This is a genomic window from Micromonospora antibiotica (assembly GCF_017599305.1).
Taxonomy (GTDB): Bacteria; Actinomycetota; Actinomycetes; order Mycobacteriales; family Micromonosporaceae; genus Micromonospora; species Micromonospora antibiotica.
Genome location: NZ_JAGFWR010000013.1, coordinates 144,370 through 171,152 on the forward strand (window position 1 = coordinate 144,370; position 26,783 = coordinate 171,152).

At 73.3% G+C, this 26,783-nt stretch carries 24 protein-coding genes and 1 tRNA gene; 12 read left to right on the forward strand and 13 right to left on the reverse strand.

From position 1 onward, the window contains the following. The 7 genes from JQN83_RS21425 to JQN83_RS21455 all read right to left on the reverse strand — a co-directional run bounded on the left by JQN83_RS21425 (position 1) and on the right by JQN83_RS21455 (position 7,010). Complete coding sequence (locus JQN83_RS21425) at positions 1-240, reverse strand: acyl carrier protein (protein WP_067313076.1); 240 nt, start codon at positions 238-240, stop codon at positions 1-3. Between the two features lie 76 nt (positions 241-316). Continuing rightward, positions 317-1,261, reverse strand: coding sequence for a beta-ketoacyl-ACP synthase III (locus JQN83_RS21430; protein ID WP_208568922.1), 945 nt, complete (start codon positions 1,259-1,261; stop codon positions 317-319). After that, complete coding sequence (locus tag JQN83_RS21435) at positions 1,258-2,427, reverse strand: acyltransferase domain-containing protein (RefSeq protein ID WP_208568923.1); 1,170 nt, start codon at positions 2,425-2,427, stop codon at positions 1,258-1,260. The genes JQN83_RS21430 and JQN83_RS21435 overlap by 4 nt, the downstream gene beginning before the upstream one ends. Positions 2,428-2,560: 133 nt before the next feature. After that, entirely contained in the window at positions 2,561-3,751 is a 1,191-nt protein-coding gene (locus JQN83_RS21440) for a PucR family transcriptional regulator (RefSeq protein WP_208568955.1), read from the reverse strand. Between the two features lie 123 nt (positions 3,752-3,874). After that, complete coding sequence (locus JQN83_RS21445; protein WP_208568924.1) at positions 3,875-4,954, reverse strand: cellulose binding domain-containing protein; 1,080 nt, start codon at positions 4,952-4,954, stop codon at positions 3,875-3,877. 203 nt (positions 4,955-5,157) lie between these two features. Then, entirely contained in the window at positions 5,158-5,823 is a 666-nt protein-coding gene (locus JQN83_RS21450) for a response regulator (protein WP_208568925.1), read from the reverse strand. After that, entirely contained in the window at positions 5,820-7,010 is a 1,191-nt protein-coding gene (locus JQN83_RS21455) for a sensor histidine kinase (RefSeq protein WP_208568926.1), read from the reverse strand. Before JQN83_RS21455 ends, JQN83_RS21450 begins: the two co-directional genes overlap by 4 nt. Positions 7,011-7,204: 194 nt before the next feature. Between JQN83_RS21455 and JQN83_RS21460 the strand changes: the two genes are divergently transcribed. After that, positions 7,205-7,744 carry a hypothetical protein gene (locus JQN83_RS21460; RefSeq protein WP_208568927.1) on the forward strand — a complete coding sequence of 180 codons (540 nt, stop codon included), beginning with the start codon at positions 7,205-7,207 and terminating at the stop codon, positions 7,742-7,744. 103 nt (positions 7,745-7,847) lie between these two features. Further along, positions 7,848-8,204 (forward strand): hypothetical protein, encoded by a 357-nt coding sequence (locus tag JQN83_RS21465; protein WP_208568928.1) that lies wholly within the window; start codon positions 7,848-7,850, stop codon positions 8,202-8,204. 218 nt (positions 8,205-8,422) lie between these two features. Here the strand turns inward: JQN83_RS21465 and JQN83_RS21470 are convergent, their stop codons facing one another. Continuing rightward, complete coding sequence (locus JQN83_RS21470) at positions 8,423-9,085, reverse strand: hypothetical protein (RefSeq protein ID WP_208568929.1); 663 nt, start codon at positions 9,083-9,085, stop codon at positions 8,423-8,425. Between the two features lie 222 nt (positions 9,086-9,307). Between JQN83_RS21470 and JQN83_RS21475 the strand changes: the two genes are divergently transcribed. After that, positions 9,308-9,925, forward strand: a complete 618-nt coding sequence (locus JQN83_RS21475; protein ID WP_208568930.1) for a copper resistance CopC family protein — start codon at positions 9,308-9,310, stop codon at positions 9,923-9,925. A 72-nt stretch (positions 9,926-9,997) separates the two neighbouring features. Here the strand turns inward: JQN83_RS21475 and gltX are convergent, their stop codons facing one another. The 3 genes from gltX to JQN83_RS21490 form a co-directional block, all read right to left on the reverse strand. Continuing rightward, positions 9,998-11,407 carry a glutamate--tRNA ligase gene (gene gltX, locus JQN83_RS21480; protein ID WP_307799529.1) on the reverse strand — a complete coding sequence of 470 codons (1,410 nt, stop codon included), beginning with the start codon at positions 11,405-11,407 and terminating at the stop codon, positions 9,998-10,000. A 136-nt stretch (positions 11,408-11,543) separates the two neighbouring features. After that, entirely contained in the window at positions 11,544-12,821 is a 1,278-nt protein-coding gene (locus tag JQN83_RS21485) for an MFS transporter (RefSeq protein WP_208568931.1), read from the reverse strand. Beyond that, entirely contained in the window at positions 12,818-14,143 is a 1,326-nt protein-coding gene (locus JQN83_RS21490) for a GH1 family beta-glucosidase (protein WP_208568932.1), read from the reverse strand. Before JQN83_RS21490 ends, JQN83_RS21485 begins: the two co-directional genes overlap by 4 nt. Positions 14,144-14,327: 184 nt before the next feature. Between JQN83_RS21490 and JQN83_RS21495 the strand changes: the two genes are divergently transcribed. Beyond that, positions 14,328-14,774, forward strand: a complete 447-nt coding sequence (locus tag JQN83_RS21495) for an SRPBCC family protein (protein ID WP_208568933.1) — start codon at positions 14,328-14,330, stop codon at positions 14,772-14,774. A gap of 186 nt (positions 14,775-14,960) precedes the next feature. Here JQN83_RS21495 and aceE read toward each other — a convergent pair whose 3' ends face one another. Next, complete coding sequence (aceE, locus tag JQN83_RS21500; RefSeq protein WP_208568934.1) at positions 14,961-17,699, reverse strand: pyruvate dehydrogenase (acetyl-transferring), homodimeric type; 2,739 nt, start codon at positions 17,697-17,699, stop codon at positions 14,961-14,963. Positions 17,700-17,940: 241 nt separating this feature from the next. Here aceE and JQN83_RS21505 point away from each other — a divergent pair, with 241 nt between their 5' ends. Next, the gene (locus tag JQN83_RS21505) at positions 17,941-18,345 is read left to right on the forward strand and encodes a YjbQ family protein (protein WP_208568935.1); all 405 of its coding nucleotides are present in this window, start codon (positions 17,941-17,943) and stop codon (positions 18,343-18,345) included. Positions 18,346-18,440: 95 nt separating this feature from the next. Here JQN83_RS21505 and JQN83_RS21510 read toward each other — a convergent pair whose 3' ends face one another. After that, positions 18,441-20,108, reverse strand: a complete 1,668-nt coding sequence (locus JQN83_RS21510; protein ID WP_208568936.1) for an alkaline phosphatase D family protein — start codon at positions 20,106-20,108, stop codon at positions 18,441-18,443. A 236-nt stretch (positions 20,109-20,344) separates the two neighbouring features. Between JQN83_RS21510 and JQN83_RS21515 the strand changes: the two genes are divergently transcribed. The 7 genes from JQN83_RS21515 (at position 20,345) to JQN83_RS21550 (ending at position 26,594) form a co-directional block, all read left to right on the forward strand. Then, a complete protein-coding gene (locus JQN83_RS21515) occupies positions 20,345-20,824 on the forward strand; it encodes a MarR family winged helix-turn-helix transcriptional regulator (protein WP_208568937.1) in 480 nt (159 codons plus the stop codon). A 62-nt stretch (positions 20,825-20,886) separates the two neighbouring features. Further along, the gene (locus tag JQN83_RS33230) at positions 20,887-23,943 is read left to right on the forward strand and encodes a thiamine pyrophosphate-dependent enzyme (RefSeq protein WP_307799532.1); all 3,057 of its coding nucleotides are present in this window, start codon (positions 20,887-20,889) and stop codon (positions 23,941-23,943) included. 113 nt (positions 23,944-24,056) lie between these two features. After that, complete coding sequence (locus JQN83_RS21530; RefSeq protein ID WP_091238156.1) at positions 24,057-24,494, forward strand: DUF3052 domain-containing protein; 438 nt, start codon at positions 24,057-24,059, stop codon at positions 24,492-24,494. Between the two features lie 104 nt (positions 24,495-24,598). After that, complete coding sequence (locus JQN83_RS21535) at positions 24,599-25,066, forward strand: peroxiredoxin (RefSeq protein ID WP_208568938.1); 468 nt, start codon at positions 24,599-24,601, stop codon at positions 25,064-25,066. A gap of 138 nt (positions 25,067-25,204) precedes the next feature. Then, a tRNA-Val gene (locus tag JQN83_RS21540) sits at positions 25,205-25,276 on the forward strand. A 111-nt stretch (positions 25,277-25,387) separates the two neighbouring features. After that, entirely contained in the window at positions 25,388-25,747 is a 360-nt protein-coding gene (locus JQN83_RS21545) for a nuclear transport factor 2 family protein (protein ID WP_208568939.1), read from the forward strand. A 58-nt stretch (positions 25,748-25,805) separates the two neighbouring features. Beyond that, complete coding sequence (locus tag JQN83_RS21550; protein WP_208568940.1) at positions 25,806-26,594, forward strand: alpha/beta fold hydrolase; 789 nt, start codon at positions 25,806-25,808, stop codon at positions 26,592-26,594. Positions 26,595-26,783: the final 189 nt, after the last annotated feature.

Consider the following 26,783-nt stretch of genomic DNA (forward strand, 5'->3'; position numbering starts at 1 on the left):
TCAGGACTGCGCCTCGATGAAGCTGACGGCGTCCCCGACGGTCTTCAGGTTCTGCACCTCGTTGTCCGGGATCTTGACGCCGAACTTCTCCTCGGCGGCGACCACGACCTCCACCATCGACAGCGAGTCGACGTCGAGGTCGTCGGTGAAGGACTTCCCCTCGGCCACGTCGTCCGGGTTCACCCCGGCAACCTCTTCGAGGATCTCGGCGAGGCCGGAGGTGATCTCGTCACGGGTCATTGCGGTGGGTTCCTCTCATCGGGGTTTGTTCTCCGCCGGATGGCGGTGCGCCGCGGTCGCCGACCACGGCGGGTCTTCAGGGGCAGCGGACGACCTGACCGGCGTAGGTCAGACCGCCGCCGAAACCGAACAGCAGCACCGGTGCGCCCGAGGGCACCTCCCGGCGCTCGACCAGCTTGGACAGGGCCAGCGGCACGCTCGCCGCCGAGGTGTTGCCGGACTCGACGATGTCCTTGGCGATGATCGCCTGCGGGATGTTCAGCCGCTTGGCGATGCCGTCGATGATCCGCGAGTTGGCCTGGTGCGGCACGAACGCGGCCAGCTCGGACGGGTCGACGCCGGCCTTCTCGCACGCCTGCAGGGCCAGCGGGGCCAGCGCGGTGGTGGCCCAGCGGAACACCGACTGCCCCTCCTGCGCGATGTACGGCCGCCAGCCCTCGATGCGTACCGCGTCGCTCTTGTCCGGTGCGGAACCCCACACCACCGGGCCGATCCCGGCCGGCTCGTCGCCGGTGGTGGCGGTGACCACCGCGGCACCCGCGCCGTCGGCGAAGATGATGCAGGTGGAGCGATCCGTCCAGTCGGTGAAGTCGGAGAGCTTCTCCGCGCCGATGACCAGCGCGTTGCGCGACGCGCCGGCCCGGATGGCGTGGTCGACGGTGCCCAACGCGTAGGCGAAGCCGGAGCAGGCGGTGTTGAGGTCGAACGCGCCCGGGGCGGTGATGCCCAGCTTGGCGGCGACCCGGCAGGCCACGTTGGGGCTGCGGTCGATCGAGGTGCAGGTGGCGACGACCACCAGATCGATGTCGGCGGCGGTGAGGCCCGAGTTGGCAAGCGCCTTGTCGGCGGCGGCGGTGGCCATGTCGGCGACCGTCTCGCCGTCGGCGATGCGCCGGCTGGCGATGCCGACCCGGTCCCGGATCCACTCGTCGTTGGTGTCGACGAACTGGGCGATGTCGTTGTTGGTCACCACCCGGGAAGGCTGGTAGTGCCCGAGGGCGACGATCCGACTGCCGCTCATGCCTGGCCTCCGATGCGGGCGATGGGGCGGCCCGGCGCGACCGGGTCGTCCTGGTGGGCGAGCCACTCGGTGAGCGGGCCGCTGTCGTGGGCGGTCACCTCGACCGGTCCCTGCCGGGTGGTGATCTGCCCGAGCACCTGGCCGGTGCTCAGTTCGGCGCCCTCGGTGAGACCCTCCACCGGGGCGAAGGTGCCCACGGCGGGGGCGACGACGACCCGGGAGCGCGACGTCGGCCGGCGACCGGGCGGGCCGCTGTGCCGGGCGATCAGGTCCCGGGCGGCGGGCAGGTCGGCGGGGGTGTTCAGGGTGACGATCTCCGGTGCACCGGTGGCCTTGAGCTCCCGCTTGACCAGCCCGGCGAGGGTGCCGGCCGGGGGGAGTTCGAGCACGCCGGTGACCCCCAGGTCGGCCAGCGTCCGCATGCACAGGTCCCAGCGCACCGGCGCGGTGACCTGCCGGACCAGCCGGTGGACCAGTTCCCGGCCGTGCGGGACGGCAGTGCCGTCGAGGTCGGAGAGCAGGATCCGGACCGGGGCCGACGGGGTGATCCCGGCGGCGACGACGGCCAGCGCCTCCTCGGCGGGGGCCATGTAGGGGGTGTGGAACGCCCCGGCGACCTGGAGCCGGATGATCCGGGCCTTCGCGGGGGGCTCGGCGGCGAGCTTGTCCAGGGCGTCGAGCGTGCCGGCGGCCACCACCTGGCCACCGCCGTTGCGGTTGGCCGGGTGCAGCCCGTGGGTGGCCAGGGCGGCGAGCACCTCGTCCGGGTCGCCGCCGAGGACGGCGGCCATCCCGGTCGATTCCAGGGAACAGGCGGCGGCCATCTCCCGGCCGCGTACCCCGGCGAGGGTGATCGCCGTCTCGGCGGAGAACACCCCGGCCAGTGCGGCGGCGGCCAGCTCGCCGACGCTGTGCCCGGCGACCAGGTCCACGTCGTGCAGGGGCAGTTGCTCGGCGGCCAGCAGGGCCGAGGCCACCAGCAGCGGCTGGGTGCGGGCGGTGTCGCGGATCTCGTCGGCGTCCGCCTCGGTGCCGAGCCGGACCAGGTCGACCCCGGCCGGCACGGACCACCAACGCAGCCGTGACTCGACGCCACGCAGGGCGAGCCAGGGCGTCAGGAAGCCGGGCTTCTGGGAACCCTGGCCGGGAGAGAGGACGGCGAGCACGTCTATGACTCTTCCCGATACCCCCGGGTAAGCGCTGTGCGGGCTGACACCAAACCGCACTAGAAGTCTTGGAGGTTTCCTACAAACATCGGTGGTGATCGTCGTCCAGCGGTGCTGCTCAGGCTACCCGGGGTCATTTCTGGCTCGGCCCGGGTATCCCGGCCGGCGCGATCGGATCCAGCCGGCCCACCGTCAGCGCGACCTGGAGGGCGAACGCGTCCCGGGGGGTCAGGGGCGAGAATCCGGTCACCTCGGCGATCCGACGCAGTCGGTAACGCACGGTGTTGGGGTGGACGAACAGGGCACGGGCCGCGCTCTCCAGCGTCCCACCGGCGGCGAAGAAGGCGTCCAACGTCTCCAGCAGTTCGCCGCCGGCACGCACCAGGGCGGCGTACACGTCGTGGCGCAGCCGGCGGCGGGCCTCGGCGTCACCGGCGAGGGCCCGTTCGGGCAGCAGGTCCGCCGCCGGCACCGGCCGGGGCGCGGTCGGCCAGGCCGGCGCCGCCCGGTAGCCGGCCAACGCGGCCCGTGCCGAGTCCGTCGCCTCGTCCAGACTGGGTACGGCGGGACCGACCACCACCGGCCCGTCACCGAACCCGGGGAGCAGCTTCTCGGTGGCGGCCATCGGGTCGGCCGCGCCACCGAGCACGATCACCAGCCGGTCGCCGTGCACACCGCCGATCACCTCCACCCCGATCCGGCGGGCGTACCGGTAGACGGTGTGCAGCACGGCGGACACCTCCCCGCCGGGGGACCGCCCGACGGCCACCGCCACCGGTGGGGCGTCCGCCCAGCCCAGTGCGGCGGCCCGGCTGGCCAGCACGTCGGGGGAGTCCCCGCGCAGCAGGGCGTCGACCAGCAGCGCCTGCAACCGGGCGTCCCAGGAGCCCCGGGACTCGGCGGCGCGGGCGTACACCCGGGCGGCGGCGAAGGCGATCTCCCGGGAGAACCGCAGCACCGCCTCGCGTAGCTGCTGCTCCTCGCCGGGCGCGGCCAGGTGCGACACCTGCTCCTCGACCACGTCGATGGTCACCTTGATCAGCGCGACCGTCTGCTGGAGGCTGATCGACCGGGCCAGGGCCAGCGGCGCGGTGGCGAAGACCTCGTCGGACACCTCCTGGGTGCTGTCGGTGGTGCCACCGCCGGAACCCAGCCACTCGACCAGGGACCGGGCCCCGGCCTGCGCCACCAGCATCACCCAGGAGCGCTGCTCGGCCGGCAGCTCACGGAACCAGGGCAGACTCTCGTCCATCCGGGCCACGCTGGCCGTGGCCAGCGCCCCCGCCGCCCGTTCGATCCGGCGCAGGGTGGCCGTCAGTTCCATCCCGTCCGGCTCGCTCACCGCTCCAGCGTGACATGCCCTGAGCAGGGACTCGACGCCGGCTCCGGGGCGACCCGCCGGGGGCGGGCCACCGGCGGGTCGGGGTGCAGGTCGGCGGTGCGGAGTTCAGCTGGTGACGGTCAGGTGCACCACCCAGCGCACCTGGGGGGACGGGCAGGGGGTCGGCTGGTGCCGGCAGAGGTTGTCGGTGATGGTGGAGACGTCGACCCGGCCGGGGGCGGTCGCCACGTAGCGGGCGATGAGCGGCTGGCCGCTCGGGTAGCCGCCGGTCACCTCGGCGGGCACGACGACCCCGGCGGGGGAGAGCGTCGGGGGCAGGTAGTTGCTGGCCAGGCTCACCACGAGCGTGTCACCGACGCGCAGCGTGAGGTCACGCTGGTTGTCGGGCGCGGAGACGACGACGGTCTGCCCGGCGTTGGTCGGCGGCAGCTCGATGACCGCGACCTGCAGCCGCCACAGCACGCTCGCCGGGGCGCACGGCGGGGTGGTGTGCCGGCAGGCGTAGTCGGTGTGGGTGGTCAGCTCGGCGGTGCCCGGGGTCACGGCCCGCAGCGTCGCCACGAGGGGTTGCCCGGTCGGGAAGCCGCCGCTGGTCGACACGGGGGTCAGCGCGTTGCCGGTGGTGGTGACCGGCAGGTAGTCGGCCGGCAGGGTCACGCCCAGCGTCTGCCCGACGTACAGGGTGACGGTGCGCTGGTTGTCGATCTCGCGGACGGTGACGTCGGCCCCGGTCGGCGGGCTGGTGGTGGTCGGCGGGACGGCGTCGTTGGTGCAGCTCGGCGTGGGTGCGGTGGTGGGTCCGGCGAGCTGGACACCGAAGGCGGTCGACGCGCCCGACGGCAGCACCCCGTTGTACGGAGCGTTGGTCGCGGTCGCGGTGCCGCCCGTCGCGGCGATCGAGGTGTTCCAGGACGACACGATCCGTTGGCCGTCGGCGAGCGGCCAGGTGACCGTCCACCGGGTGGCGGTCGCCGACGAGGTGTTCGCGACGGTGAAGGTGACGATCTGGCCGCCACTCTCACCGCTGCCCCAGCGGGAGTCGACCCGGACCGTGGCGGTGCACCCGCCGGCCGGGGTGGCGGTGGCGGGCGTGCCACTGGCGATCGTGGTCATACCGAGGGCGGCGACGGTGGTGGCGGCGAGGATGCCGCCCGCCGTCAGGACGGACCGCCTGGAAGCGATCATCGCCATTCCTCCGATCCGGCTGATCTCCGGCCGGGCGCGGCGTCGGACGACAGGTGCTGGCCGGGAAGCCCCTGGTAACGCACCATATGACCGCCCGGGAGAGCAGTCAATAGATTTACATCAATGCGTGTGAAGCTCTCTGCGTGCCCCTCGCTGACGGACCGGGTGCCACGTCGTCGGGGAGGCCGACCGGGCCGCCCGGGTCACGGCGGCGGCACCGGCAGGGCCAACTCCTGGGCCAGGATCGCCGCCTGCACCCGGCTGCGCAGCGCCAACTTCGCCAGGATCCGGCTGACATGGGTCTTGGCGGTGCTCTCCGCCACCGCCAGCCGGTCGGCGATCTGCTGGTTGGACAGGCCGCCGCCCAGACAGGCCAGCACGTCCCGCTCCCGGGGGGTCAACGCGGCCACGGCGGCCCGCTCCGCCCCACCGACGCCCGGCGCGGTCGCCGCGAAGGCCGCGATCAGACGCCGGGTCAGGGTCGGGGCGATCACCCCCTCACCCCGGGCGACCGTACGCACCGCCGCCACCAGCCCGGCCGCGCCGGTGTCCTTGAGCAGGAAACCGGCCGCCCCGGCACGCAGCGCGCCGAAGACGTACTCGTCGAGGTCGAAGGTGGTCAGGACCAGCACCTCGGCGGTGCCGGCGGCGACGATCTCCCGGGTCGCCGACACCCCGTCCAACCGGGGCATCCGGACGTCGAGCACCGCCACGTCGGGGCGCAGCTCCCGGCAGAGCCGGACCGCCGCCTCCCCGTCGGCCGCCTCGCCCACCACCTCGATCTCCGGCGCACCGGCCAGGATCAACACCAGACCGGCCCGCACCGCCGCCTGGTCGTCGGCCAGCACGACCCGCACCGGGGCGGTCACCCCGACGCCCCGGTGGGCAACGCCGCCCGGACCCGCCAACACCCGTCCCGCAGGCCACCGGTGAACTGCCCGTCGAGCAGGGTGGCCCGCTCCCGCATCCCGATCAGCCCCGCGCCGCCACCCGGCAGCCCCGCACCGACCGCCGCCGAGGCACCGGCCCCGCCGGAACCGACCGGGTTCTCCACCGTCACCACCACCTCCGTCGGCCGGTACGCCACGGTCAGCTCCGCCGTGCCCCTGCCATGGCGCAGCGCATTGGTCAACGACTCCTGCACGATCCGGTACGCCGCCAGGTCGACCCCGACCGGCAGCTCCCGGGACCGGCCCTCGACCGTCGTGCGGACCCGCAGACCGGCCGCAGCCATCCGGTCCAGCAGCTGGTCCAACTCGTCCAGGCGGACCCGGGTGGCCTCCTGCGCCGGATCGACGGACGGCTCCCGCAGAAACCCGATGACCTGCCGCATCTCGGCCATCCCCTGCACGCTGCTCTCCCGGATCACCCGCAGCGCAGCGTCGACCCGGGGCCGGTCCAGCCCGGGCGCGGCGAGCACGGCGGTGGCGTGCAGGGCCACCGCGCTGAGGTGGTTGGCCACCACGTCGTGCAGCTCGCGGGCCATCCGGGCCCGCTCGGCCAGCACCGCCTGCCGCCGGTCCAGCTCGACCAGCCGGGCGGTCTGCTCGGCGCGGGCCCGTTCGGCCGACGCCTGGTCCCGGTACTGCCGCACGCTGACCCCGGTGACCACCGGCAGGACCCCGAGCAGCGCGAACGGCACCCCGACGGCGGCACCCCGAAAACCCCAGACCAGCAGGCCGAGGGCGGTGCTGCCGACACTGAGCCCGACGGTGACCCGCAGCAGCCAGCGCCGCAACGGGGGTGGACCGTACACGCACGTGTCGTACAACACCTGGGTGTAGATCACGGTGCTGCCGACCGAGACGCCGAGCGCGGCGTCGGCCAGCACCGCCCCGGTGCCCACCGCCAGACCGGTCCGGGTCGCCACCCGGCGCAGCCCGACGGCCACGCTCACCGCCAGCAGCGGCAGCAGGAAACACACCCTCGGCACGTCCGGCGCCCAGGGGAACTGGGGTTGCAGACCGGCACCCCACACCGCCAGGCCGCCGATCAGGGAGGCCCCGGCCAGGGCCAGGTCGCGTCCCGGCCGGCCGGAGCCGGCCCAGCCCGGCATCCGCATGCTCCCGATCCCATCACACCCCCGGCCCGGTCCCCTCCGACCTGGGCAGGACACCGCGCGCCCGGCCGTCCGTCGAAGGAGGTACGCCGGGCCGCCGGTCCGTCGAACGATGGACCCGCAACTCGTCCCCGCCGGTGAGGTGGGTGCCGGCCCGCCCCGGCACGCTGGAACCGAACGGGGAGGTGTGCATGCTGCTGACGATCATCATCGGCTGCGAGATCGGATTCTGGGTGCTGCTCGTCGCCGGGCTGATCGCCCGGTACCCGCTGCGTCGACCCCGACTCGGGGCGGCGCTGCTGGTCTGCGTCCCGCTGGTCGACCTGGTGCTGCTGGTGGTGGCGGCGGTGGACCTGCGCCGGGGTGCCACCGCGGACGCCACCCACGGGCTGGCCGCCATCTACCTCGGCTTCTCGGTGGCGTTCGGGCACTCCCTGATCCGCTGGGCGGACCAGCGCTTCGCCCACCGGTTCGCGGGCGGGCCGCCGCCGGTGAAGCCGCCCCGGTACGGCTGGGCGCGGGCCCGGTACGAGTGGCGGGAGTGGGGGAAGGCGCTGCTCGGTTGGGCCGTCGCGTGTGCCCTGCTCGTCACCGCGATCGTGATCGTCGGTGACGACGAGCGCACCCGGGAGCTGTCGGACTGGATCCGAAACCTCACCGTCGGGCTGCTGATCTGGCTGGTCGCGTTCCCGGTCTGGGAGACGATCTTCCCGCGTCGACCCAAGTCCTGACACCGGGGTACGCGCTGCACGACGCGTCGGTGCCGGCCAGTACGGTGGCACTGCCGCGTCGGGGTGTCGTCGCGGCGCGCGACGCGAACGTGAGGAGACCGGGATGGCGCACGGGGAGGCCGACCACGGCTGCGCCCAGGGCGAGCCCTGCCGGCCGGGCCACCACGACCAGCCGGGGGCGGCCCGACCGCACCGCCGGCTGGCGACGGAACAGGTCTGTCGGGTGGCTGAGCGGGCCGACGACGAGGTGGCGCTGCCCCGCCAGCGGGGCACCGAGCCGGCCGACGCGCCGGTGTCCCGACCGGCGGCGGTGGAACCCGGTCCGCCGGGTCAGCCCGACGCGCCGACCCGGCACTGCCGCAGCGACCTGGCCGGATGGGCCGGTGCCCACCGGCACGGGCCGGTGCGGCCGGGCCGGCGTCCGCAGCGTCTCCAACGCCCGCCACAACGCTGGTGCTGACCGCCCGCCGCTGGTGCTGACCGCCCGCCGCTGCTGTTGACCGCCCGCCGCTGGTGTTGACGCGGCGTCCGGCGCGACCTGCGTCGCCGCCGGTCGCCACGCTGAGCGGGTGTCTCGCCGACCGTCGGTGCCGAGGGGCGTCTCGCCGACCGCCGTGCCGAGCGGGCACGCAACCGCCGACCCCCGCCCCCCGAGGGTGCGGAGGTCGGCGGTGTGGATCAGCGGGTGCGGCGGCGGACCAGCAGGGCGATGCCCGCCAGGCCGACGGTGATCACCAGCATCACGCCGACGTTGAGCAGCAGCAGCCGCTGGAGTTCGTCGATCGCGTCGTCGAAACCCCGGCCGGGGTTCAGGGCCTCCTCCGGGAGCGTCCGCTCGCCGCCACCGACGCCACCGGTGACCGTGTCGGGTCGCCGTTCCAGCGGCACCCCGGCGGCGCGCAGCGTCTCGGACATGTTGAGCCGGCCCAGGAACCACCCGGCGGTGGTCTTGCGCGCGTCGGGCTGCTTGGCCGGCCGGAAGGCCCGGGGGCCGCCCTTGGCCAGCGGATAGAGATCGTACGTCTGCTTGGGGACGTCCCCGGCGAGCACCACGATGGTGTACTTCGGACCGAGGTCGGCCGGCTTGGGCCCCTTGGCCTCACCGGTGCGGCCGAACCAGCTGACCTGGTCGATGACCGCGACCACCTGGGTCGCAGCGGTGTCGGTGCGCAGGCGCAACGGCTCGGTCAACCCGACGCCGGTGATGTCCACCCCGGCGGGTGGCGTCTTCGGCGCCGCCCGGTGTGCCCCGGCCGGCTGCGCGGACACGCCGGTGGCCAGCACCGCCGCCGTCACGACCGTGGTGACCACTGAGAGTAGCCGCCTCACCCTGTCGACCATAGCCGCCTCCTCGCCCCGTTCGATGGATGGCTGTGCTGCGGGTCACGTGCGGGTCGGTCGACGTCGGTGATCGACCGGACGACACCGGCCCACCTCATAGACTTCATGGAACATCGCGCGGATGCAGCTCTGGGAACAATATGTGGAACTATCTGTGATCCTGGAACGACCAATGGGAAGCCGCGTGATCAGCGGGCGGATCGTACCTTTGCGGAGGGCTTCATGGGGGGCAGGGTCCCACGGTTGACGCGGGCGGTGCCAGTGCTCGTCGGCGTGGCGCTCGGCGTGGCGTTGCTGCCGGCGACGCCGGCGTTCGCGCATAACTCGCTTACCGGGAGCAATCCCGTCAACGGTGCCAAGGTGGCCACCGCGCCGGCCAAGGTCGAGCTGCGCTTTCTGGCCAAACTGGACCCCGAACGGACGAAGATCACAGTGGTCGGACCGGACAACGTCCCGGCCGCCGGTGGCGCACCGGCCTTCTCCGGCAGCCGGGTCAGCGTGCCGTTCTCCCCCGGGGCGGCCGGTCTCTACATCGTCGGATACCAACTGCCCTCCAACGACGGGCACCCGGTCAAGGGGGAGGTGCGGTTCACCCTCACCACCGGCACCGCCGCCGCACCCCCGTCGGTCACCCCGACGACCGGCACCACCCCGACAGCCGGCACCACCCCGACGCCGAGCAGCAGCCCGGCTCCCGCCTCCCCGTCGACCACCCCGGTCGCCGCCGCCGGCACCGACGACACCGGTCGGGGCTGGCTCTGGGCGGCCGGCGGCCTGGTGCTGCTGGCCGCGCTTGCCGCCGGCCTGTTCCTGCGCCGACGCCGCTCCGCCCGCCCCTGACCGGCCCCGCCCCTGACCGGGTACGGCGAGGGCCCGCCGGGAAACGGCGGGCCCTGACAGGTGCCGTGGTGGTCAGACCAGGCGGAGTCGGGCGGCGCGCAGCCGGGTCAGGGTGCGTTCCCGACCGAGCACCTCCAACGACTCGAACAGCGGCAGCCCGACGGTGCGGCCGGTGACCGCCACCCGGACCGGGGCCTGCGCCTTACCCAGCTTGAGGCCACGCTCCGCGCCGACCGCCTCCAACGTCGACTTCAGCGACGCCGCGTCCCAGGACGCCAGCTCCGTGTAGCCGGCGACGGCCGCGTCGAGCAGGTCGGCAGCACCCTCCTTCATCGCCTTGGCCCAGGCCGCCTCGTCGATCAGCGGCTCGGCGAGGAAGAGGAAGTCGACGTTCGGCACGATCTCGCTGAGCACCGCGATCCGGGTCTGCGCCAGCGGGGCCACCGCCGCGAAGGCGTCGGCGTCGAACTCCGCCGGCTGCCACGGCGGCGGCGCGATGGTGCCGGTGCCGGTCAGCCAGGGCTGGCAGGCGGCCACGAACTCGTCGACCGGCAGCGCCCGGATGTACTCGCCGTTGAACGCGCGCAGCTTCTTCTCGTCGAAGAAGGCGGGGGAGGGGTTGACCTCGGTCAACCGGAACTCCTCCTCGATCACCGACCAGGGCACGATCTCCCGGTCGCCCGACGGCGCCCAGCCGAGCAGCATCAGGTAGTTGCGCATCGCGGCGGCGAGGTAACCCTCGTCCCGGTACGCCTCCAGGGCCACCTTGTCGCGCCGCTTGGAGAGCTTCTGCCGCTTCTCGTTGACCACCACCGGTACGTGCGCCCAGATCGGCGGCTTGACGCCCAGCGCGTCCCAGAGCAGCTGCTGTTTCGGGGTGTTCGGCAGGTGCTCCTCGGCCCGGATCACGTGGGTGATCCCCATCGTCATGTCGTCCACGACGTTGGCGAGCAGGAACACCGCGGAGCCGTCGCCGCGGGCGATGACGAAGTCCTCGATCAGCTTGTTCTCGAACGTCGGCTCGCCCCGGATCAGATCGACCACCACGGTCGTGCCCTCGTCGGGGGTACGGAAGCGCAACGCCCGCCCCTCGCCCGGCGGCAGGCCCCGGTCCCGGCAGAAGCCGTCGTAGCCCTGGTACTGCGAGCCGGTACGCGCCTGCACCGCCTCCCGGGTGCAGTCGCAGTAGTAGGCCCGCCCGGCGTCGTGCAGCCGCTGGGCGGCGGCCCGGTGCTCACCGGCGTACGCGGACTGGAAGTAGGGGCCCTCGTAGGTGTCGCGGGCGATGCCGATCCAGTCCAGCGCGGACAGGATCCCCTCGGTCCACTCGGGCCGGTTGCGGGCGGCGTCGGTGTCCTCGACGCGCAGCACGAACACCCCGCCCTGCTGCTTGGCGTAGATCCAGTTCTGCAGCGCCGAGCGGGCGCCGCCGACGTGGAACATACCGGTCGGGGAAGGGGCGAAGCGCACACGTACCGTCACGCCGTCCAGCCTACGGCCGGCCGCGACCCGGTTTCCCCAGGGGGCCGGACGCCGTTGCCGGGCCGGCCGCCGACGGGCGGTCCCGACCTGCGGGCGGCGGCGACCCGGCCCGGACCGGCCGGGTCGCCGCCGGGGGTCAGCGCACGCCCCGGATCTTGAGGACCAGGGCGCTGCCGAGCAGGGTGACCACGGCGGTCACGGCGTAGAGCGTGGGGTAGCCGCCCAGGTGGACCACGATCGGGGCGGACAGCGCCGGGCCGAGCACCTGGGGAGCCGAGTTCGCGATGTTGATCACGCCGAGGTCCTTGGCCCGGTCGGTGGCGCGCGGCAGCACCTCGGTGATCAGCGCAGCGTCGACCGACAGGTAGACGCCATAGCCGGCACCGAGCAGCACGGCCGCGACCAGCGCCATCGACCAGGTCGGCGCGACCGCCAGCAGCAGCGCGGCCACCGCCATCACCACCCCGGAGACGATCACGTAGACCTTGCGCCGGCCGGAGCGGTCCGACAGCATCCCGGAGACCACGGCGGTGAGCATCATGCCCAGGGTGTAGAGCAGGATCAGCACCAGCAGCCCACCCTCGGGATCGGGGTAGCGCACCCCGTCGGTGAGGAAGTACAGCAGGTAGAGGGTGCCCAGGGCGTTGCCGATCTGCACCAGGAACCGGGTGATCCAGGCCCAGGCGAAGTCGGGGTGCCGGCGTGGGTCGATCCACATCGAGGCGACCAGCGTGCGCAGCCGCAGCGGTGGGCGGTGTTCCCGGGGCAGCGGGTCGTCGGGGGTGAGGAACGCGAACGGCAGCGACAGCAGCAGCACCGCCAACGCCATCGCCGTGTAGCCGGGGACGGTGCCGCTGACCAGGGCGGTGACCAGCACCGCACCGAGCACCAGGCCGAGCGCCTGCGGGATGCCCACCCACCCGGAGACCCCGCCGCGCTGCACCACCGGCACCCGGTCGGGGATGCCGGCGGTGAGGCTGGCCAGCATCGCGTTGAAGCAGACCTGGGCGGCGACCCAGCCCAGCGCCACCCCGGCGATGGTCTGCTGCCGGGCCAGCAGCACCAGCGCCAGCGCGCCGAGCACCGCGCCACCGGCGGTCCAGACGTGCCGGCGGCCGAACTCCCGCCCGCCGATGCGCAGGCAGGTGCGGTCCGACAGCGCCCCGGCGAGCGGGTTGGCCAGCACCGCCGCGAGCGCGCCCAGCCCGGTGACGACGGCCAGCATCGCCTCCTTCTGGTCCGGCGAGATCCGTTCCACCTGCTGGGGCAGCAGCACCTGGATGGGGGTGAAGAAGGCCATCCACACCCCGAGGTTGGCCGCGAAGATCAACGCGATCCAGTTGCGCCGGACCGGGACGACCGGGTCGGCGAGCGCCGCCGGCAGCGAGGCCGGCGTCGGGTCGACGGTGGTCACCCCCGGCCGACCTGGGACCGGTACCAGGCGTACGAGGACTTCGGGGTCCGGGTGCCGGTGGCGAAGTCGACGTGCACCAGACCGAAGCGCTTGGTGAAGCCCTCCGCCCACTCCCAGTTGTCCAGCAGCGACCAGACGAAGTACCCGGTCACGTCGACACCCTCGTCGATGGCGGCGAGGACGGCGCGCAGGTGCCCGTCGAGGTAGGCGATCCGGTCCGGGTCGGGCACCTGACCGTCGGCGTCCGGGACGTCGTCGTAGGCGCAGCCGCCCTCGGTGACCTGGATCGGCGGCAGCGCGTCGCCGTACCGGTCGCGCAGGCCGACGAGCAGGGTACGCAGCCCGTCCGGCACCACCGGCCAGTCGAACGCGGTACGCGGGTAGCCCTCCAGCGGGACCAGTTCGAACGGCAGCGGCGAGCCCTCCTCGGGGGCGCGTACCCCGGTGGGGTTGTAGTAGTTGACCCCCAGCACGTCCAGCGGCGCGGCGATCACCGCGAGGTCGCCGTCGCGGACCACGCCCGGGTCGAAGCCGTCGGGGTAGCCCCGGCCCAGCAGCGGGTCGGTGAACAGGTGGTTGTGCAGGGCGTCGTACGCCGCCGCGGCGGCGTGGTCGGCGTCGGTGTCGCCGTGCCGGACGACAGGCGAGTAGTTGTTGGCGATGGCCACCGGGGCGGTGCTGCGGGCGCGCAGTGCGGTCACCGCCAGCCCGTGCCCGAGCAGTTGGTGGTGGGCGGCGGGGAAGGAGTCGAAGAGCAGGGTCTGGCCGGGGGCGTGTTCGCCGGTGCCGTGGCCGAGGCTCAGGTGGATGAACGGCTCGTTGAGGGTGATCCAGAGTTTCACCCGGTCGCCGAGGCGTTCGGCGGTCACGTCGGCGTACTCGGCGAAGTGGGCGGCGGTGTCCCGGTTCAGCCAGCCGCCGGCGTCCTGGAGCGGCTGCGGCAGGTCCCAGTGGAACAGGGTGGCGACCGGGTCGATGCCGGTGGCCAGCAGGTCGTCGACGAGCCGGTCGTAGAAGTCCAGGCCGGCGGCGTTGACCGGGCCGGTGCCGCCGGGGCGGACCCGGGGCCAGGCGATCGAGAACCGGTACGCCGACACCCCGAGCCCGGCCAGCAGCGCGACGTCCTCCCGGTGCCGGTGGTAGTGGTCGCAGGCCACGTCGCCGGTGCTGCCGTCGATGATCCGGCCGGGGGTGTGCGCGAAGGTGTCCCAGATGGACGGTCCCCGGCCGTCGGCGGTGGCGCCCCCCTCGATCTGGTACGCGGAGGTGGACACCCCCCAACGGAAGCCGGCGGGGAAACCGGGGATCGGTGCGGTCGTCATCCACCCTCCCAGAACGCGAAACGTGTTCGCACTCTAGGGCGCGCAGCCCGGGAGCGCCATAGGTGCGGGGCAATGCTGGCGCAAGGGCTTCCGGCGTGTCTTTTTCCGAACACGTCCCAGTAAGTCCGATTTAGCGCATAGAGTGCGGAATATCGCGGATGTCCTCAGTGGGGGAAGAAACAGAATGATCCTCGTCGAACGCAGTGCGCACGTGACGGCTCCGGTGGAAGCGGTCTGGGAAGTCGTCCAGCGGGCCGAGCAGTTGCCCGCCTGGCTGGCCGGAGTCCGGGCCGCCGAGGTCCTCTCGGGGGAGGGCTTCGGCCGTCGACAACTCGTCCAGGCCGGGCGCGGCTCGGCGCACGAGGCCGAGGTGATCGCCTACCAGGAGCCCAACCTGATCGGCTGGCGGGAACGCGCCCGGGGGGCCGGTGCCCGCGCCGAGGCGCGCACCGAGATCTACGTGCAGCTCACCGCCGACGAGGAGGAGGGCGGCACGATCGTCCGACTGATCGTGGTCCGCTGGCCGGCCGGCCCGGTCAAGGGCGCCCTGCTGCGCCTCGGGCTGCGGCGGGTCGGCGCCGACCTGGAGGACTCGCTGGCCCGGCTGACCGACCTGGCCGCCGTCGGCTGACCCGACACCCCGTCGGCACCACCTGCGGATCCGGTCAAGATCACGCTCGAACCTGGTGGTGGTGGCCTCGCACCGTCGGGATGCCGCTACCACCAGGTTCGAGCACGATCACGCAGGGGTGCGGAGCGGGCGGAGGACACGAAAGGGCCCGGCGCGAGGCGCCGGGCCCTTCGTCGTACCCGGGAACTAGCTGTCGCCGCCGGTCTCACCGACCGGGGCGGCGTTGACGTCGTCGATCGCGTACTTCTTGGCCGCCTCGGCCGGGACACCGGCCGGGATCGTCCCGCGCAGGGCGAGCTGCCGCAGCGTCGCCACCGCCACCGACTCGGCGTCGACGTGGAAGTGCCGGCGCAGCGCGTGCCGGGTGTCCGACATGCCGAAGCCGTCGGTGCCGAGCGAGGTGTAGTCACCCGGTACCCAACGGGCGATCAGGTCCGGTACCGCGCGCATCCAGTCGCTGACCGCGACCTTCGGCCCGTCGGCCTCGGCCAGCTTCTCCTGGATGTACGGCACCCGCTGCTCCGCGCCCGGGTTGAGCAGGTTGTGCTCCTCGCAGAGCACCGCGTCGCGGCGCAGCTCCGACCACGAGGTCACCGACCAGACGTCGGCGGCCACCCCCCAGTCCTGGGCGAGCAGCTGCTGCGCCTTGAGCGCCCACTGCATGCCGGTGCCGGAGGCCAGGATGTTGGCCCGCGGCCCGTCGACCTGCGGGGCCGGCGCATAGCGGTAGATGCCCTTGAGCAGCCCCTCGACGTCCAGCTCGGACGGCTCGACCGGCTGGTGGATCGGCTCGTTGTAGACGGTGAGGTAGTAGAAGATGTTCTCCTGGTCCTCGCCGTACATCCGGTGCAGGCCGCGCTCCACGATGTGCGCCAGCTCGAACCCGAACGCCGCGTCGTAGGCGACCACCGCCGGGTTGGTCGCGGCCAGCAGCAGCGAGTGGCCGTCCTCGTGCTGGAGGCCCTCACCGTTGAGCGTGGTCCGCCCGGCGGTCGCGCCGAGGACGAAGCCCCGGGCCATCTGGTCGGCCGCCGCCCAGAAGCCGTCACCGGTGCGCTGGAACCCGAACATCGAGTAGAAGATGTACATCGGGATCATCGGCTCGTCGTGGGTGGCGTACGCGGTGCCGGCGGCGGTGAACGAGGCGACCGAACCGGCCTCGTTGATCCCCTCGTGCAGGATCTGCCCGGTCGTCGACTCCTTGTAGGACAGGAACAGGTCCCGGTCGACCGAGGTGTACCGCTGGCCGTGCGGCGAGTAGATCTTCGCGGTCGGGAAGATCGAGTCCAGGCCGAAGGTACGCGCCTCGTCCGGGATGATCGGCACCCAGCGCTTGCCGAACTCCTTGTCCTTCATGATGTCCTTGAGCAGGCGGACGAAGGCCATCGTGGTGGCCACCTTCTGCTTGCCCGAGCCGCGCTTGACGTCGGCGAACCGCTCCGGCCCCGGGATCGACAGCTTCTTGTGGCTGGTCCGCCGGGACGGCAGGTAACCGCCGAGCTGCTCGCGCCGCTCCCGCAGGTAGGCCATCTCGTCCGAGGACTCACCCGGGGTGTAGTACGGCGGCAGGTAGGGGTTGTCCTCCAGCGCCTTGTCCGGGATGTCCAGGTAGAGCCGGTCGCGGAACAGCTTGAGGTCGTCAAGCGTCAACTTCTTCATCTGGTGCGTGGCGTTGCGGCCCTCGAAGTGCGAGCCCAGCGTCCAGCCCTTGATGGTCTTGGCCAGGATGACGGTCGGCTGCCCGGTGTGCTCGGTGGCCGCCTTGTAGGCCGCGTAGAGCTTGCGGTAGTCGTGCCCGCCCCGCTTGAGGTTCCAGATCTCGTCGTCGGACAGGTGCTCGACCATCTTGCGGGTCCGCTGGTCCCGACCGAAGAAGTGCTCCCGCACGTACGCCCCGGACTCCGCCTTGTAGGTCTGGTAGTCGCCGTCGGGGGTGGTGTTCATCAGGTTGACCAGCGCGCCGTCGGTGTCCGCGGCGAGCAGCGGGTCCCACTCCCGGCCCCAGACCACCTTGATCACGTTCCACCCGGCGCCCCGGAAGAACGCCTCCAGCTCCTGCATCACCTTGCCGTTGCCCCGGACCGGGCCGTCCAGCCGCTGAAGGTTGCAGTTGATCACGAAGGTGAGGTTGTCCAGCTCCTCGCGGGCGGCCACGCCGATCGCGCCGAGCGACTCCACCTCGTCCATCTCGCCGTCGCCGAGGAAGGCCCAGACGTGCTGCTGGGAGGTGTCCTTGATGCCCCGGTGCTGCAGGTAGCGGTTGAACCGGGCCTGGTAGATCGCGTTCAGCGGGCCCAGACCCATGGAGACCGTGGGGAACTCCCAGAAGTCGGGCATCAGCCGCGGGTGCGGGTAGGACGGCAGCCCGCCGCCCGGGTGGGACAGCTCCTGCCGGAACCCGTCGAGCTGGTCCTCCGAGAGCCGACCCTCCAGGAACGCCCGCCCGTACATGCCGGGGGAGGCGTGCCCCTGGTAGAAGACGTGGTCGCCGCCGCCCGGGTGGTTCTTGCCCCGGAAGAAGTGGTTGAAGCCCACCTCGTAGAGGGAGGCGGAGCTGGCGAAGGTGGAGATGTGCCCACCGACGCCGATCTCCGGCCGCTGCGCCCGGTGCACCAGCATCGCCGCGTTCCACCGGACGTACGCCCGGATCCGCCGCTCGATGTGCTCGTCACCCGGGAACCAGGGTTCCTGCTCCGGGGTGATGGTGTTGATGTAGTCGGTGGTGGTCAGGGACGGCACCCCGACCTGCCGCTCGCGGGCCCGCTCCAGCAGGCTCAGCATGACGTACCGGGCGCGTTTGGTTCCGCGCTCGTCGATGACACCGTCGAGCGACTCGACCCACTCGCTGGTTTCTTCGGGGTCGATGTCCGGAAGCTGGCTCGGCAGACCAGCGGTGATCACCGGGCGCTTGCGTTCCGTAGCCACAGGCGTTCCCTCGGTTGTGTGTGGGATAGGTCTCTAGCGCCATCCTGCCCTCTGGTGGCACCCGTCGTCACCTCTAGCTCCCCCAGACGCGACGCTGAACACAGGTACCCGCCGGTAACTTTGCCCGGTCGGTCGCGTCGGGGCCGGCCGCCGTCGCCCCGTCGGGGTCGGCCCACCGGGGGCCCGGCCCGACGGCCGGGGACGGCGGCGGTAACGGGTCGGATGCGGCAGAATGCGCCGTATGCGCAGCGAGGTGATCACCGTCCGGACCGGTTCCCGACCCACCGTCGTCGACGTCACGGCCGAGGCCGAGCGGTTCGTCGCCGGGCAGGGCGACGGCCTGCTGCACGTCTTCGTGCCGCACGCCACCGCCGGGGTGGCGATCATCGAGACCGGCGCCGGCTCCGACGACGACCTGCTGCGGGCGTTCGACGACCTGCTGCCCACCGACGACCGCTGGCGGCACCGGCACGGCTCGCCCGGCCACGGCCGCGACCACGTGCTGCCCGCCTTCGTCCCGCCGTACGCGACCCTGCCGGTGCTCGGCGGGCGACTCCAGCTCGGCACCTGGCAGTCGGTCTGCCTGGTCGACCCCAACGGTGACAACCCGTCGCGCCAGCTCCGTTTCTCCTTCCTCCCCGGCTGACCCCGCCCCGCCCGCCCTCGCCGCCGGCCACCCGGCCGCGCCGTCGCCCGGCCGCACCGGCCCCCGGCGCGTCCCGGCCGCCGCGTCGGGGTGGCTCAGCGCAGCCCGGTCTCCGTCTCGACGGTGTACCGGTCCCGGTCCACGCCCGGCGGCAGCGCGCGGGCCGTCGTCGGCGGCCGGTCGCCCGTCTGGTGCAGGCCGGGCACCCGGTCCTCGACCACGAACGACGCCCGTGGGTACGCCGGGGCGCCCGCCCGGCTCACGTACGGCAGCACCATGAAGTCCGCGCTGAGCTGCGCCGGGGTGATCGTGGTCCGGACGAAACCGCGCAGGTCGTTCTGGAACCGCAGGTGCGGATTGGTGCGCAGCCAGGGGTGCGAGCCGCTGGCCGAGTCGAACCCGTCCCCGCCCGAGGTGACCGAGGAGCAGACCAGCTCGACGCCGACCGTCCGCGCGCCCGGGTCGAGGTAGTCCAGCTTCAGGTCGGCGGCCCAGTGCGCGTGCACGTCCCCGGTGAGCACCACCGGGTTGCGCACCCCGGCGTTCACCCAGCCCCGGGTGATCCGGTCCCGGGAGGCCAGGTAGCCGTCCCAGGCGTCCATGCTGGTCAGCCGGGTCGGCCCGGGGTCGCGGTCCCGGGCGGCGAAGAACACCTGCTGGGCGAGGAGGTCCCAGCGGGTGTCGGAGCGGCGGAACCCGTCCAGCAGCCACTGCTCCTGTGCCGTCCCGGTGATGGTGCGGCCCGGGTCGGCCGCCGCCGGGCAGTCCCGGTAGCCGTCCCCGCACGCCTGGTCGTCCCGGAACTGCCGGGTGTCGAGCAGGTGGAAGGTGGCCAGCCGGCCCCAGCGCAACCGCCGGTGCAGCGCGATGTCCGGACCGCGCGGCACCGAGGCCCGCCGCAGCGGCATGTTCTCGTGGTACGCCTGGAAGGCGGCGGCCCGCCGGGCCAGGAAGTTCGGGTCCGGCTCCTCCGGCACCGCGCCGGCCCAGTTGTTCTCCACCTCGTGGTCGTCGAAGACCACCGCCCAGGGGGCCACCGCGTGCGCCGCCTGCAGATCCGGGTCGGTCTTGTACTGCGCGTGCCGCTGCCGGTAGCCGGCCAGTGTCCGGGTCTCCGGCCCCTCGTGCCCGCGCGGCCGGTCCGGGCCGTACTCCCGGGCGTACTCGTACTGGTAGTCGCCGAGGTGCAGGATGAGCTCCGGCGCGCTCTCGGCCAGCCGCCGGTAGGCGGTGAAGTACCCCTGCTCGTAGTGGGAGCAGGAGACGAAACCCATCGCCAGCGCGGCGGGCAGGGACGCCGGGTCGGGCGCGGTGCGGGTCCGCGCGGTGGGGGAGAGGTGCCCCTCGGCCCGGAACCGGTAGAAGTACTCCCGCCCCGGCAGCAGCCCGGTCAGCTCGACGTGCACGCTGTGCGCCGACTCGGGTCGGGCGGTCGCCGTACCCCGCTGGACGACGTGCCGGAACAGCTCGTCGGCGGCCACCTCCCACTGCACCTCGACCGTCCGGTCGGGCATGCCGCCCAACCCGTCCCCGGCCAGCGGCTGCGGGGCCAGCCGGGTCCACAGCACCACCCCCTCGTGGTCCGGGTCGCCGGAGGCCACCCCGAGGGTGAACGGCCAGATCAACGGTCGGTGGCGGGCGGTGCCCACCGGGCGGGCGGGACGCCCGTCGGCGGCGTCGGCGGACGTCGGCAGACCGGCGGTCACGCTGGCCGCGCCGAGCGCCGCGCCGGAGAGCAGGACGGTACGGCGGGACAGTGCCATGGGAACCTCCCGGGATGTGGTGCGTACCTGACCCCGGCAGCGTCGCGACCCACGGTGACCGTCAGGTGACGACTGGAGACCGTCGTCGTCTCCGCCAGCCGAACAGCGGCCGGCGACCGCCCCGGCCGGCGTGTCGGTCGGTCGTTGGTCGGGCGGCGCGGCCCGACGTCGGCATCCGGCGGGCAGCGGTGTCGATCGGCCCGGTGGTGCGGTAGGCGCGGACGTACAGTCGGGGGATGACGCAGGGGGCCGGCCGCACGCAGGCCGACCGGGGCGACCGCGCCGGGTTGACCGGCGAGACGGTACGCCGGTTCCTGCACGTCGCCGACGCGATCCGGCACGACCAGGAGGCCGCTCTCGGTGCGTTGGGACTCACCCCGGCGGTGGCCCGCGCACTGTGCGAATTGGACCCGGACAGGCCGTCGCCGGCGCGTGACCTCGCCGTCCGGTTGGCGTGCGACCGGTCCAACGTGACCGCCCTGGTCGACCGGCTGGAACAGGCCGGCCTGGTCACCCGCCGGGTCGACCCGATCGACCGGCGGCAGAAGACACTGCTGGTCACCGACGAGGGCCGCCGGGTGCGGGAACGGGTGCGCGAGGCGCTGTCGGGTTCCCGGCTGCTCGTCGGATTGACCGTCGAGGAGCTGTCCACGCTGCGGGAACTGGTGGAGAAGGTGTCCGACGGGGACTGCCCGCAGCGGTGCGCGGTGGACTGACTCACCCCGGTCGGGTCGTGTCTGAGTGGGCGACCGTGGCCTCCGTCGGTAATGCTGATCGCGTGACCACCCCGCAAGATCTCGACGACCGGTTCCGGGAGACCCTGGGCGCGTTGCCCGAGCCCGAGCGGCGGCGTGACCCCGGGCAACCGGTACGGCCGGCCGCCGCGCTGACCGGACGGCAGTTGCTCGCCCTCTTCGACGCGCAGGTGACCAGCCGTCAGCTCGACCTGGCCGGCCGCTGGCTGCGCAGCTTCGACGAGGGCTTCTACACGATCGGCTCCGCCGGGCACGAGGCGAACGCGGCGGTGGCCGCGGCGCTGCGCCCCACCGACCCGGCCCTGCTGCACTACCGCTCGGGCGCCTTCTACTGCCTGCGCGCCGCCCAGGCGGCCGGCAGCTTCCCGGGCGGCGACGGCCTGGCCGGCAGCTTCCCGGACAGTGACGCCGTGGCTGTCGACTCCCCGGGCGGCGAAGGTCCGGCCGGCAGCTTCCCGGACGGCGATGGCCCGGCCGGCAGCTCCCCCGGCGGTGACGGCCCGGCCGGCAGCTTCCCGGGCGGTGACGCCGTGGCTGTCGGCTTTCCGGACGGCGATGGCCCGGCCGTCGACCGCTCAGGCGGGGACGGCGTGGCGGCGATCGGTTCCCCGCCCGCCGGCGGTGACCCCGACGACGGCACCGCCCCGGGGGCCGGTGAGCCGGAATCCCTCCACCCGGTCGGGGCACCGGACCGCACAGGTGCGTCGTCGGCCGCCGGGAGCGGCCCCGCCGGATCGTCGCCGACAGCCGGTCCAGCGGCCGACGCCGGGGACGAACGTCCCGCGCCGGTGGGCACGACCGACCCCCTCGACGGTGATGCCTTCCCGGTCGGCCAGCCCGCCCCGGTCGGCCCGGTGGCCTACCGGGTGGGCAGCGACGGCACCACCGAGCCGGTGCCCCGGCAGCGGCCCGCCGCCCCGGAGGGCACCCCCGCCGAGCCCGCCGCCCCGGTGACTGCCGCCCCGGACCCCGCCCCGGGCAGTCCCACCGCCGCCGATCCCGTCCCCACCGCCGTGGGTCCGGTCTCCGCCGGTCCCGGTCCGGCCGGCCCCGGGCTCCCGGTGACCGGGACGTCCCCGGCAACGGCGGTCGACCCGGGACCGGGCGGGGACGACGGGTGGCAGGAGGCGTACGCCGGGGCGGCCCGGGACGTGCTGCGCGGGATGGTCGCCTCGACCCTCGACCCGATCGCCGGGGGCCGGCACAAGGTCTTCGGCCGGGCCGACCTGGCGGTGGTGCCGACCACCTCCACCATCGCCTCGCACCTGCCCCGGGCGGTCGGCCTGGGCCTGGCCCTGGAACGGCTGCGCCGGATCGACACCGCCGGCCGGCGCGACGACCCGGCCGGTCCGCCGCGCTCGCCGTGGCCCCGCGACGCCATCGTGGTCTGCTCGTTCGGCGACGCCTCGGTCAACCATGCCAGCGCCACCGCCGCGTTCAACACCGCCGGCTGGTACGACCACACCGGCCTGCGGATCCCGGTGCTCTTCGTCTGCGAGGACAACGGCCTGGGCATCAGCGTCCGGTCGCCCGACGGCTGGGTGGAGCGGGTCCTGCGGGCCCGGCCCGGGGTGCGCTACTTCACCGCCGACGGCACCGACCCGGTGGCCGTGCACGCGGTGGCTGCCGAGGCCGCCGGCTGGGTGCGGCGGCACCGGCGGCCGGCGGTGCTGCACCTGCGGACGGTACGGCTGCTGGGGCACGCCGGGGCGGACGCCGAGCGGGCGTACCGCAGCACCGCCGAGATCGCCGCCGACGAGGCGCGCGATCCGGTGCTGGCCACCGCCCGGCTGCTCGTCGAGGCGGGGGTGGCCACCGGCGAGGAACTGCTGGCCCGCTACGACGAGCGGGGCTGGCAGGTGCGGCGGACCGCCGAGGAGGTGCTCGACGAGCCGAAGCTGACCGCCCCGGTCGACGTGGTGGCCCCGCTGTCGCCCCGCCGGCCCAAGCGGGTCGCCACGACGGTGGCGCAGGCGGCGCAGCGGGCGGCCGGGCCGGATGCGGCCGACCGGGTGGCGGCGTTCGGTGGCAAGCCCCCGGAGTTGGCCGGCCCGCTGACCCTGGCGCAGAGCATCAACGCCGCGCTCGCCGACGGGATGCTCAGCCACCCGCAGTTGGCGGTCTTCGGGGAGGACGTCGCCGCCAAGGGCGGGGTGTACGGGGTGACCAAGGGGCTGCGGGAGCGGTTCGGGGCGGCCCGGGTCTTCGACACCCTGCTGGACGAGACGTCGGTGCTGGGGTTGGGGCTGGGCGCCGGGCTGGCCGGGATGCTGCCGGTGCCGGAGATCCAGTACCTGGCGTACCTGCACAACGCCGAGGACCAGTTGCGGGGCGAGGCGGCCACGTTGCAGTTCTTCTCGCAGGGGGCGTTCCGCAACCCGATGGTGGTGCGGGTGCCGGGGCTGGCCTACCAGGAGGGGTTCGGCGGGCACTTCCACAACGACAACTCGGTGGCCGTACTGCGGGACGTGCCTGGTCTGGTGGTCGCGGTGCCGGCGCGGCCGGACGACGCCGGTCCGCTGCTGCGGACCTGCCTGGCCGCCGCCGTGGTGGACGGCACCGTCTCGGTGTTCCTGGAGCCGATCGCGCTCTACCACACCCGGGACCTGTACGAGCCGGGTGACGGTGAGTGGTTGGGGTCCTACGCCGAGCCGGCCGACTGGGCGGCCGGTCACGCGCCGATCGGCCGGGCCCGGGTGTACGGCGTCGGCTCGGCCGAGGACGTCACCATCGTCACGTTCGGTAACGGGGTGCGGATGTCGCTGCGGGCGGCGTCGACCCTGGCCGACGAGGGGATCGGCTGCCGGGTGGTGGACCTGCGGTGGCTGGCCCCGCTGCCGGTGGCGGACCTGATCCGGGAGGCGTCCGCGACCGGTCGGGTGCTGGTGGTGGATGAGACCCGGCGGTCCGGCGGGGTCGGTGAGGGGATCCTCGCGACGCTGGTCGACGCCGGATTTGTGGGAGCGGCGCGGCGGGTGGCCGCAGTCGACTCGTTTGTACCATTAGGTCCGGCTGCCCGTCAGGTGCTGGTCTCCGAGGATGCCATTACCCAGGGTGCCCGTACGCTGCTGGCACGGTAAATTCCGTTCCACCCGGTGCGCCACTTGCGCGACGGACCACAACTGTGTGGACTCTGCCTGACGGCGTCACCGCGACGCCGCTGGGCAGGGACGAGATGAGGAGGCACGCGACAGTGAGCGCGACCGCTGGTCAGGCCGCCGACGGGGTACGTCTCCTGGCGGACCGGTTCGGGATCGAACCGGGCATGGTCGTCATGGAGATGGGGTACGACGAGGACGTCGACCAGGATCTCCGGGACGCCCTGACCGACCGCTGTGGAGAACTGGTCGACGAGGACACCGACGAGGTGGTCGACGCGGTGCTCGTCTGGTACCGCGACGGAGACGGTGACCTCTTCGAGCTTCTCGTCGACGCCCTCGGTCCGTTGGCCGACGCCGGAGTCGTGTGGCTGTTGACCCCGAAGGCCGGCCGGGACGGGCACGTCGAGCCGAGCGAGGTCGCCGAGTCGGCGCAGACCGCCGGGCTCCAGCAGACCTCGACCCTCAACGCCGGCCTGGACTGGAGCGCCGCCCGGCTCGTGCTGCGCCGGGGGTCCAAGGGGCGTAAGTAGGCTCCCCGGCCGGGCCGTGGCCCAACTGAGCAATCCCGCACCCGGGGCGTCCGCGCCGGGTGTGGCAGGCTGGACCCACCTCAGACTCGACCCAAGGAGTTCGCATGCCGATCGAGGTTGGTGCCGAGGCGCCCGACTTCCTGTTGAAGGACCAGAACAACCAGGAGGTACGGCTCTCGGACTACCGGGGCAACCGTACCGTGCTGCTGGTCTTCTACCCGCTCGCCTTCACCGGCATCTGCCAGGGTGAGCTGTGCGAGGTGCGGGACAACCTCAACGACTACGTCAACGACGACGTGCAGGTGCTCACCGTCAGCGTCGACTCGATCTACGCCCACAAGATCTGGGCCGAGAAGGAGGGCTACCAGTTCCCGCTGCTGGCCGACTTCTGGCCGCACGGGGCGGTCGCCCAGGCGTACGGCGTCTTCAACGAGCTCGCCGGCATCGCCAACCGGGGCACCTTCGTCATCGACAAGGCGGGCATCGTCCGGTTCGCCGAGATGAACATGCCGGGTGAGGCGCGTGACCAGCAGAGCTGGCGCAAGGCCCTCGCCGACGCGGTCGCCGCCTGACGTTCCGCGGCGACCGCGCGTGCCGCCGTACCGGGTCCGCCGGTGCGGCGGTGCACCGCTCGATCGGCACACCGTTGCGACGGGCCGGCGGCCGGCAGGTAAGCTTGCCAGCCACCGGCCCGCCCGCACGGGCGTTCCGGGCGCGTAGCTCAGTGGGAGAGCACTCGCCTTACAAGCGAGGGGTCGCAGGTTCGAAACCTGCCGCGCCCACCCCGCACCACAGGCACCGTGGCGATCCCGTAGGGCGGGGATCCGGCGGCTGACCGCAGCGACGGTCCCGACCGGCCTCCCGTGGAGACGTACACCGGGCATACTCGCCTGGTGGATCAGGGACGCCGGATCGCCGAGCGCAGGTACGACGCGTTCAACCGCCGGGACGTGGCGGCCACCGAGACCATCTTCGCCAGCACCTTCTACAGCCATCCGTTGCGGGGCACCGGCCGGAGACGCGTGCAGCAGGCCTGGCAGCAGATGTGGGCGCAGCATCCCGACCTGAGGGTGACCCTGAAGGATCTGGTCGCGGACGGAGAGCGCGTGGCGACCCGGACCGAGATGGTCGGCCTCGCCGACGGCTCGACGGCGACGATGCTGGAGATGTTCACCTTCCGCGACGACCGGATCGTGGAGCTGTGGGGCCTGTCGGCCAAGCCGCAGGCTGCCCCCGCCCGGCCCGAGGCGTGAGGCGCTGCCGTCGCGGTGGGCCGGGCGACGCCCCCGGGCCCGAGGCGGGCAGACACCGGTGAGCTACGCGGACGTCAACGGGTTGCGGCTCTGGTACGAGGAACACGGTGACGGACCGCCGCTGGTGCTGTTGCACGGTGGTTACGGCTCGACGGAGACGTTCGCCCCGATCCTGCCGGCGTTGGCCCAGCGTCGCCGGGTGATCGCGGTGGATCTCCAGGGCCACGGCCGGACCGCCGACGTGGACCGACCCCTGCGGTACGAGTCGATGGCCGACGACGTCGCCGCGCTGCTACGCCACCTCGACCTGCCCGGGGCGGAGGTGCTCGGCTACTCCCTCGGCGGCGGGGTGGCGCTGCGGACCGCCATCCAGCACCCGGAACTGGTACGCCGGCTGGTGCTCGTCTCCACCCCGTGCCGGCGGCGGGGCTGGTATCCCGAGGTGCTGACCATGATGGCCGGCCAGGACGAACGGGCGGGCGAGCAGATGCGTGGAACGCCCCCGCACCAGCTCTACCAACGGATCGCCCCCCGGCCCCAGGACTGGCCGCAGCTGTGGGCCAAGTCCGGTGCCCTGCTGCGCCACGAGTACGACTGGTCGCCGGAGGTGGCCGCGCTCGCCGTACCGACCCTGCTGGTCTTCGCCGACGCCGACTCGATCCCGGTCACCCACATGGCCGAGTTCTACCGGCTGCTCGGCGGCGGCCACCGGCACCCGGGCGCAGACGGCACCGGCCGCCCCACCTCCCGCCTGGCGATACTCCCCGGCCTCACCCATCACGACATCCTCACCACCCCCCTCCTGCCCCAGCTGGTCGTCCCCTTCCTCACCCACCAGCTCCGCTGACCCCGACCCGCCGAGGTCACCCCACCACCGGTGCGGTGATCAAGAGGTATTCGTCAGAAAAGCGGTGGCGGTTTCTAGGCTTCAGTGCAACTGATCTTGGGTTGGGTTGGAGGTCCTGGTGGCGAAGCCGGGTGTGTTGACGTTCGGGCATCGGCAGGTGTTGGAGCATCTGTGGGCTTCGGGTCGGAC

Coding starts and splice junctions, on each gene's coding strand:
- JQN83_RS21425 (WP_067313076.1), bottom strand. CDS start 240: ATGACCCGTGACGAGATCACCTCCGGCCTCGCCGAGATCCTCGAAGAG.
- JQN83_RS21430 (WP_208568922.1), bottom strand. CDS start 1,261: ATGAGCGGCAGTCGGATCGTCGCCCTCGGGCACTACCAGCCTTCCCGG.
- JQN83_RS21440 (WP_208568955.1), bottom strand. CDS start 3,751: ATGGAACTGACGGCCACCCTGCGCCGGATCGAACGGGCGGCGGGGGCG.
- JQN83_RS21445 (WP_208568924.1), bottom strand. CDS start 4,954: ATGATCGCTTCCAGGCGGTCCGTCCTGACGGCGGGCGGCATCCTCGCC.
- JQN83_RS21455 (WP_208568926.1), bottom strand. CDS start 7,010: ATGCCGGGCTGGGCCGGCTCCGGCCGGCCGGGACGCGACCTGGCCCTG.
- JQN83_RS21460 (WP_208568927.1), top strand. CDS start 7,205: ATGCTGCTGACGATCATCATCGGCTGCGAGATCGGATTCTGGGTGCTG.
- JQN83_RS21465 (WP_208568928.1), top strand. CDS start 7,848: ATGGCGCACGGGGAGGCCGACCACGGCTGCGCCCAGGGCGAGCCCTGC.
- JQN83_RS21470 (WP_208568929.1), bottom strand. CDS start 9,085: ATGGTCGACAGGGTGAGGCGGCTACTCTCAGTGGTCACCACGGTCGTG.
- JQN83_RS21475 (WP_208568930.1), top strand. CDS start 9,308: ATGGGGGGCAGGGTCCCACGGTTGACGCGGGCGGTGCCAGTGCTCGTC.
- JQN83_RS21490 (WP_208568932.1), bottom strand. CDS start 14,143: ATGACGACCGCACCGATCCCCGGTTTCCCCGCCGGCTTCCGTTGGGGG.
- JQN83_RS21495 (WP_208568933.1), top strand. CDS start 14,328: ATGATCCTCGTCGAACGCAGTGCGCACGTGACGGCTCCGGTGGAAGCG.
- JQN83_RS21505 (WP_208568935.1), top strand. CDS start 17,941: ATGCGCAGCGAGGTGATCACCGTCCGGACCGGTTCCCGACCCACCGTC.
- JQN83_RS21510 (WP_208568936.1), bottom strand. CDS start 20,108: ATGGCACTGTCCCGCCGTACCGTCCTGCTCTCCGGCGCGGCGCTCGGC.
- JQN83_RS21515 (WP_208568937.1), top strand. CDS start 20,345: ATGACGCAGGGGGCCGGCCGCACGCAGGCCGACCGGGGCGACCGCGCC.
- JQN83_RS21535 (WP_208568938.1), top strand. CDS start 24,599: ATGCCGATCGAGGTTGGTGCCGAGGCGCCCGACTTCCTGTTGAAGGAC.